The sequence below is a fragment of the uncultured Dialister sp. genome (genome assembly GCF_900541605.1).
GTDB lineage: Bacteria > Bacillota > Negativicutes > Veillonellales > Dialisteraceae > Dialister.
In genome coordinates this window covers 1-8027 of the sequence record NZ_UQKJ01000085.1, presented here as the reverse complement: position 1 = coordinate 8027, position 8027 = coordinate 1, and the positions used below count along the sequence as shown (strand labels likewise).

Annotated in this window: 6 protein-coding genes; 2 read left to right on the top strand and 4 right to left on the bottom strand. The window is 50.9% G+C overall.

The features are described 5' to 3' along the window. Nucleotides 1–701 precede the first annotated feature (701 nt). Nucleotides 702–1892, top strand: a complete 1191-nt coding sequence (locus QZR21_RS06660; protein ID WP_296099417.1) for a cyclopropane-fatty-acyl-phospholipid synthase family protein — start codon at nt 702–704, stop codon at nt 1890–1892. A gap of 250 nt (nt 1893–2142) precedes the next feature. On the opposite strand, the gene serS is transcribed toward QZR21_RS06660, so the two are convergent. The 4 genes from serS to QZR21_RS06640 form a co-directional block, all read right to left on the bottom strand. After that, nucleotides 2143–3456 (bottom strand): serine--tRNA ligase, encoded by a 1314-nt coding sequence (gene serS / locus QZR21_RS06655; protein WP_296099420.1) that lies wholly within the window; start codon nt 3454–3456, stop codon nt 2143–2145. A 655-nt stretch (nt 3457–4111) separates the two neighbouring features. Continuing rightward, nucleotides 4112–4972, bottom strand: coding sequence for a 16S rRNA (adenine(1518)-N(6)/adenine(1519)-N(6))-dimethyltransferase RsmA (rsmA, locus tag QZR21_RS06650; RefSeq protein WP_296099423.1), 861 nt, complete (start codon nt 4970–4972; stop codon nt 4112–4114). Continuing rightward, nucleotides 4966–5514, bottom strand: coding sequence for a ribonuclease M5 (gene rnmV / locus QZR21_RS06645; protein ID WP_296099426.1), 549 nt, complete (start codon nt 5512–5514; stop codon nt 4966–4968). The genes rsmA and rnmV overlap by 7 nt, the downstream gene beginning before the upstream one ends. Before the next feature lie 4 nt (nt 5515–5518). Then, a complete protein-coding gene (locus QZR21_RS06640) occupies nt 5519–6199 on the bottom strand; it encodes a response regulator transcription factor (protein WP_296974503.1) in 681 nt (226 codons plus the stop codon). 897 nt (nt 6200–7096) lie between these two features. On the opposite strand from QZR21_RS06640, the gene lgt reads away from it, so the two are divergent. After that, nucleotides 7097–7903 (top strand): prolipoprotein diacylglyceryl transferase, encoded by an 807-nt coding sequence (gene lgt / locus QZR21_RS06635; protein ID WP_296099434.1) that lies wholly within the window; start codon nt 7097–7099, stop codon nt 7901–7903. Nucleotides 7904–8027: the final 124 nt, after the last annotated feature.

Below are 8027 nucleotides of genomic sequence, written 5' to 3'. Positions count from 1 at the left end.
TGAAAATACATGTATAATCGGACTCTGCGAATTAATCAGCGCTTCCCTGGCTTTTTGCTGTCAGTGAATCGTCACAAACATATTCAGAATAATAATATCAGCCATAATTTGTGCAGAATTTACTGAACGTATTACGTATTAAATATCAAATGACTCTATAAGTAAAAAGCGTGCCCCCTTAGAGAAGGGGGCAGCCCAAAGGGCAGGGGATGGATGCCCTGCATGGGCAGAAATCTTCCAAAGAAGAACTGTTCACCCGTTCCCATGATCCATCCTGCGCCTTTGGCGCGGCCCTTTTCCAAGGGCCTGCATACTTAGGAATAGTCTCGCATACGACTTCATTCAAATTGACCATGTAGGGTATTGTAGAGTTTTCACAAATATGCTTGAGATGTAACACCAGAAAGACTCATCAGCCTGCGGCACCCCAATCATTCATTCGGCAGTCTGCCGCGCCGCAGACTGATGAATTTTCCTGGCCGCTAACAGCTGGAGGCCCCCGTGCGTTCGCACGTACCTTCAGCCACATCCCCCTGCGTTCACAGGTACGCCAGCTTCTTCAAGCCGACCATTCTCATTTACGCAACGATTCTGCTATATATTAAAGGCATACGAAATCAAAATAGGCATAAAATGAGCTCATTCTAAGATAAAGTGCTATAATAATAATTAGATGCAGCAACTAAATCAGGAGGTGCCTTATGTTTAAAAAAGAAGCTCTTAACATGGCGTTGCAGCTGTGGAAAAAAGGTGGGTTCACTGTCCGTTACTGGGATGGAACCGAGAAGAATTACGGATCCACAGCGCCAAAATTTAAGGTGATTTTTAACAGGGAACCAAACTTCTCTGCTTCTGACCTGAAAGCGGACCTGGATGTACTCATCGGTTCCGCCTATGTGGATGGTATTGTTGATTTCGAAGGAAACCTGGACGATATCGTGGCTACGGCCTTTGAAAAAGACCCGATCACCCTCCCCTATCACCTTGGCTCCCTTCGCCAGAAACTGATCAAGGAAGAAGAAAAACGGGAAAAATCCAACATCCATGCCCATTATGACCTGGGCAACGAACTGTTCGATTCCTTCCTGGACCCCACGAGAACCTATTCCTGTGCCTATTTCAAGCATGATAACGACAGCCTCTATGAAGCACAGATGAATAAAATCGACCTGTCCCTCAGGAAGCTATTCCTGAAGCCCGGTGAAAAACTGCTGGATATCGGCTGCGGCTGGGGCGAACTCATCATTTACGCAGCGAAGAAATACGGCGTCCATGCCTACGGCATCACCCTTTCCGAAGAGCAGTACAAGGCTGCAAAAGAAAGGATTCATAAAGAAGGACTGGACGGCAAGTGCGATGTAATCCTGGAAAACTACCTGGACCTGGATGCCGATAATTACCAGTTCGATAAAATCGTATCCATCGGCATGTTCGAACACGTAGGCAAGAAATACCTGCCCCTCTATTTCCATAAAGTTTCGGAACTCCTGAAACCAGGCGGACTCTTCCTGCTCCACTCCATCCTCAACATGGATCCCCAGGAAAAGGAGACGGACAACTGGATGACCCGGTTCATTTTCCCCGGCGGCTATGTACCGGGCATTCGGGAAACAGTGAACAATATTCCTCTCTTTGATTTCCGGCTCATCGGCTTTGAAAGCCTCCGCCGCCATTATGCAAAGACCCTCCACCTCTGGGCAGAAGCATTCAATGCCCACAAGGATCAGCTTCCTGCAAAATACGATGACCGGTTCAAACGGCTCTGGGATATTTACCTCAGGGGCTGCGAATCAGGCTTCCGTACCGGCGTCCTGGATGTGGGCCAGTTCATTCTCTCCAAGGGTGTGAACAACGACCTGCCCATGACTATGGAATCCATTTATAAAGACTGATGGTAAGATAAAAAAGAACTGTGAGATGAATGTCTCACAGTTCTTTTTTTATACCGTTATATGGTTGGAGTCAATAATACGGAGCTTCCAGCTGCCAGCTGTCAGGAAAGCGGGTCAGCCACAGCGCGGCAAATGCACCTCCTCAGTCAGCTTCGCTGACAGCTCCCCCATAGGAGGGAGCCGGGGAAGCGCTGATTACCTCAATCCTGCTGGTATAAACCCCGCCCGATTGGGCTTATCACCTAACGGGTTATTTCTTTTCTACAGGTTTGGAGCTGGGGAAACCGTTTCTCTTTCCGATCACCGTTACGCCATTCATGTACGGAACCAGTACATCCGGGACCTTGATGGTGCCATCGGCCTGCTGGTAATTTTCCATGATAGCTGCTACCGTTCTGCCTACAGCAAGGCCGGAACCATTCAGGGTGTGAACGAATTCAGGCTTTGCTCCAGGGGTGCGGCGGAAACGGATGTTAGCGCGGCGGGCCTGGAAATCGAGGCAGTTGGAGCAGGAAGAAATTTCACGGTACTTATTCTGTGCCGGCATCCATACTTCCAGGTCATAGGTCTTGGCAGAGGAGAATCCGATATCTCCGGTGCAGAGGCAAACCACATGGTATGGAAGCTTCAGGAGCTGCAGCACCTTTTCTGCTTCCGCAGTGAGGCTTTCCAGTTCATCCCAGCTGTCTTCCGGTTTGCAGTACTTTACCATTTCTACTTTATGGAACTGGTGCTGCCGGATGAGGCCACGGGTATCCTTGCCTGCGGAGCCCGCTTCTTTACGGAAACAGGGGGTGAGGGCGGTAAGGTGGACAGGAAGCATATCGCCATCCAGGATTTCACCGGCGAAATAGTTGGTCAGCGGTACTTCGGCAGTCGGGGTCATGTACATGTTTTCCCCTTCCACCTTGTACATATCATCGGCAAACTTCGGCAGCTGGCCGGTGCCCTGCATGGACTTGCCGTTGATGATATAGGGCGGAATGACTTCGGTATAATCATTCTGCTGGGTATGAAGGTCCAGCATGAAGTTGTATACCGCTCTTTCCAGGCGGGCAGCGCCCTGGAGGTAGAAATAGAAGCGGGCGCCGGATACCTTGCCGGCCCGTTCTGCATCGAGGATGCCAAGGGTATCTCCCAGCTCATAGTGAGCTTTGATGGGGAAATCAAACTTCGGAATTTCACCCCAGCGGCGGACTTCCGGGTTTTCAGAGTCATCTTTGCCTACGGGAACAGATTTATCAGCCATATTCGGGATATGGAGCAGCAGTTCGTTCAGCTTGCCTTCCACTTCTCCCAGTTCCTTATCAATGGCGGCGATTTTCTTGCCCACTTCTCTCATGGAAGCGATGGCATCAGCTGCGTCTTCCCCATTTCTCTTAGCCTGGGCAATCTTTTTGGATTCTGCATTCTTTTCGCTCTTCAGCGCTTCTGTCTCCTGCAGCAGCTGTCTTCTCTTTTCGTCGAGCGCCAGCACTTCATCCAGGTCAAAGGGATTGTGGCGGTTTACCAGATTCTTCTTGACCTCATCAGCATGTTCACGAATAAACTTGATGTCTAACATAACTATCTCTCCCTGTATCAAATTTGCCGCTGGATCTGTCCTTTTTCCTTTAGAAATGGACATTCCGGAAACGGCATGGAAAGCAATGGAAATAAAAAAAGACTTCTCCCCTCCATGGGACGAAGTCATCGCGGTGCCACCCAATTTGCCTAAGCCAGCTCGAAGTTGATATCGGTCACAAACCGTCCGGTTCGTCACCGGCCGCTCCTGAGTGGAAACTTTTCCTTCTGCCAAGACTTTCACCAGCCGTCTCTTCTCTAAGGGCATCAGAAAAAGGTAGTCTCTTTCCCTGCGTTGGTTTTATTATAGCGCCGGTATGGCTGTTTGTAAAGGTATGAACAGAATAGCCGCTTCGCGGCGAATGCCCCCTCTTCTTCTTTCGCAGATTCCGCCTCTCCGAGGCGGATCCATCCCCCGCTCTCCGGGCTGCCCCCTTCTCCAAGGGGGCACGTGCTTACCGGAAATCTCGAAAGAAGAGTTTATGTCCATTGTGAACTATTCCAAAAGCATGCAGCCCTTAGAGAAGGGGCACGTGCTTACCGGAAACCTTGAAAGAAGGGTTTACGTTGTGAGATATTCCGCAGGCATGGAGCTCCCTGGAGATGGGGGGTACGCATAGCGCAAAAAAGCAGGAGGAATTCCTCCTGCTTTTTCATCATTCCTTATGGATTTCATCGAACCATGCATCTGCGAGCCGTCCGTATTCTTCCATGGAGAAGGTCTCCCCTCTCCGCTTGCCGTCGATATCCGCTTTTTCGAGGATCACCGGGATCGTTTCCGCCGGAATGCCGCCGGCTTTCATGGCGTTGGTGAATACTTTGCGTCTCTGGCCGAAGCCCATCTTTACGAGGCGGAAGAAGAGTTTCCTGTCCTTCACGGCCACCGCCGGTTCCTTTCTCCGCCGGAGTTTCAGGACCGTTGATGTCACCTGGGGTCTCGGGATGAAAGCGGTGGGCGGGATGTCCAGTACCCGTTCCGAGGTGCAGTCAAAGTTCACCGCCAGGGTGAGGGCTCCGTAATCCTTGGACCCCGGCTCTGCCAGAATCCGGTCTGCCACTTCCTTCTGCATCATGAAGACGAAGAGAGAAATGGGAAGGTCCGACTGGATGAGGGAAAGAAGGATGGGGGTGGTGATGTAATAGGGCAGGTTTGCCGCACACCGCCAGTCCCGGTCTCCCAGAATGGTCTTCAGATCCGCCTTCAGCACATCTTCGTAGATAATATGGACATTCTTATAGTGCTCCAGGGTATGGGAAAGGACCCGCTCCAGGCTGTGATCCAGCTCGAAAGCCGTCACATCGGCGCCGGTTTCCGCCAGCCCCTGGGTCAGGGTGCCGATGCCGGCACCGATTTCCATAACCGGCACTCCCTTTCCCAGTTCCGCCGCCTCCGCAATGGCTGCCACCACATCGGGGCGGATAAGGAAATTCTGGCCCAGTTTGTGCTTGGCATGGATGCCAAACCGCTTGATGATGTACTGGACCACCTGTCGGTCTGCCAGGTTGGCTTCTAGCATGATGATCCCTCCTCACAGGCTTCTACGGCCTTTTTCCACTCTTCCCGGGTAATGCCGTAGTGGTTCAGCCGTTTCACGAACTGCTTGCCATTGCCGTACCCGATGCCGAGAAGGGCCCCCACTTTTGCCCGCCGGGAGGCAGAATCGGCCTGTCCCGTAAGGCCGGCTTCAAAGAGGTCAGCCGCCGAAAAGAGATGGGAATCTTCCATCTGCCGGATACGAAGCGTAGACAGGGCTTTCCGTATGGATTCCGGGGAAGCATCTTCGATGCCCACGTCATCTTCCGTAGAAGCTTCTGACTTGGGCACAAAGGCATGAAGGGCTTTCGGAAACAGCTTTGTAAGCCGCTGCCGGATCCGTTCCCCCGGTCCATCGGGATCAGTCAGGATGATGATGCCCCGTTTTTCATAGGCATTCCGGATTTTCTCGATGGTTTTTCCTGTAAGGGCGAATCCGCCGGTGGCAATCATGTCCGCATCTACTGCCATGCCCACCCGGGCAATATCCGATTTCCCTTCTACCACAATCACCTGCTGGATCATGGAATCAGTCTCTTGCTGCGTATCCAATGCCGCGGACCGTATGGATATACTTCTTTCCTACCTTCTCGTCAATCTTGCTTCTGAGGTACCGTACATAGACATCCACAATGTTTGTCTTGCCGGCATAACCATAACCCCAGACCTTTTCCAGGATTTCTTCCCGTTTGATGACCCGGTTCTTATTCTTTGCCAGGAACAGGAGAAGGTCGAATTCCTTCTTTGTGAGGTCGATGATTTCATCCCCCACCCGTACTTCGTGGCGGTCCGGATAAATGGAAAGGTCACCGATGGTATAGGCAGGATCTACGATGATTTTCGGTTCCTCATGACGGCGGAGGGCTGCATGGATCCGGGCAACCAGTTCCTTCGTGGCATAGGGCTTTGTCAGGTAATCGTCGGCCCCGGCGTTCAGAGCATCCACCTTGGCATCCACACTGCTGTCGGAGGAGAGGTAAATCACAGGAATGCTGCTGATTTCTCTCACCTTTCCCAGAATGTCGTGACCATTTTTCATGGGTTCATCGGGGTCCAGGACAATGATATCGGCCTGTCTCTGACCTGTCAGGTCCACAGCGGAATCACCCGTATTATCTACAAGGGTTGTAAAACCGGCTTCTTCCAGCTTCAGCTGCATGAAGCGGCTTACACTGGGATCATGTTCAATGATTAATACACAGTTTCTCATAATGGTACCTCCCAAAAAGGAAAACGCGCAGGGCGCGAAAAAAAATTCAGCTGCCTTCTCTGCTCTGTTATTTTTATTATTGGCAGAACCGTCCATTATTATTGTTGTTATATGCCGGCTTCCTTGGGTACAGCTGAGATAAGTTCTCCAATGAACTTAACGTCCTATGAACATCATACCATGAGATTGAGAAAATTCAATAGTTTCCTGTCAGAAAAAATAAAAAAATATTAGCATTTATCTAATAATTATTCTCAATAAATTTGTTGTTTAATAATACCAGCTCTGCTGAGAAGTCATGAATGCTCGATTTTATCGATGAAAGAAACACTTTTCCCCGTTATCAATTATTAAGTCCGTCCTTTCTTTACATATACCCCCTATAGGTATAAAATATTTCTATTATTAGTCTGAAATGAATCTTATATGTATTTTCCTGCACATAAGCTCATTTTTATTTCATTATTTACAATTGATAGAAAAAGTACTATATTTATATAAATTCCAACCTGCCCTGTGGCTGTATTGTATAATAGACAGTATGGCACTGAAGAAAATTGAGATTTGAGTGTTGAGAGTTGAGGTCCAGCGGCTTCGCCGCAGAAGCTGCATTCTTACGGCTGGGATCATCAGCACGGGGCTGCCAGCTTCCAGGAAAACTGATCAGCCGTCTCGCGGCAAATGCACCCCCCTTGCCCGCTTCGCGGGGCTTCCCCCGGAGGGGGGAGCAAGCTGCATGTTACTCGGCTCCCCCTCCGGGGGAGCTGTCGCGCAAGCGACTGAAGGGGTGCATTTACTGCGAAGCGGCTATACAGCTTAAGGAGTATGGCTAAAAATTCAAGGTCCCACGAGTACACTCGTACCTCCAACCATTGTATCCAAAAGGAGTCAGTTTAAATGCATCAGTATGTTACATTTATCGGCGGATTTCCTATCCGCTTCTACGGGATATTCTTTTCCCTGGGAATCATCTTCGGCTGCGTCATGGCCTATTACCTTCTGAAGAAAGACGGCCGGGGCTGGCATGAAATCATGTTTGACCTGGGCCTCACCATTGCCTTCGTGGGTATCATCGGCGGCCGGCTCTGGGATGTTTTCTTCTTTGACTGGGGCTACTACCACAACCACCTCCTGGAAATCCCCTACGTCTGGCAGGGAGGCATGGCCATTCAGGGGGGCGTCATCTTTGCCTGCACCGCTGCCTATATTTTCCTTAGGAAACATCACATTCCGGCCCTCCAGTTTGCGGACATCGTGGCGCCGGCCATCATCTTCGGTCAGGCCATCGGACGGATTGCGAATTTCATGAACGGCGATGCCTTCGGCCATCCCACGGGCGCTGATTTCGGCATTCTCTACCCCTCCACCACCCTGGCCTACCAGACCTACGGCGCCCAGCCCCTGTGGCCGGCGGAAGTGTGGGAATGCCAGGGGGACCTCATCATTCTGGGCCTCCTCCTCTGGTACGCCTGCTCGAAACATGCCCGGGGCACCACGTTCTGCCTCTATATCATGCTGTACTCCATCCTCCGGTTTTTCCTAGAGTACTTCCGCGGCGACTATGGCACCCTGGCCTTCGGCCTGAAGAGCGCCCAGCTCACCGCCCTCGCCGGCTTCGCCGGAGCCCTGCTCTTCTTCATCTACTTCTCCATCCGCTACCGGGCCGATGCGAAGGAGGAGGGGAAAAATAGAATTGAGAATTGAGTGAAGAGAATTGAGGGACTGCGGCGAAACCGCCGATTTCACCAGGATTATCCGTTTTGCGGGTAGTCATTTAGGGCGGGGCTTCCAACTGCTAGGGAAGCACTGATTAAATCGTTGTCAGATT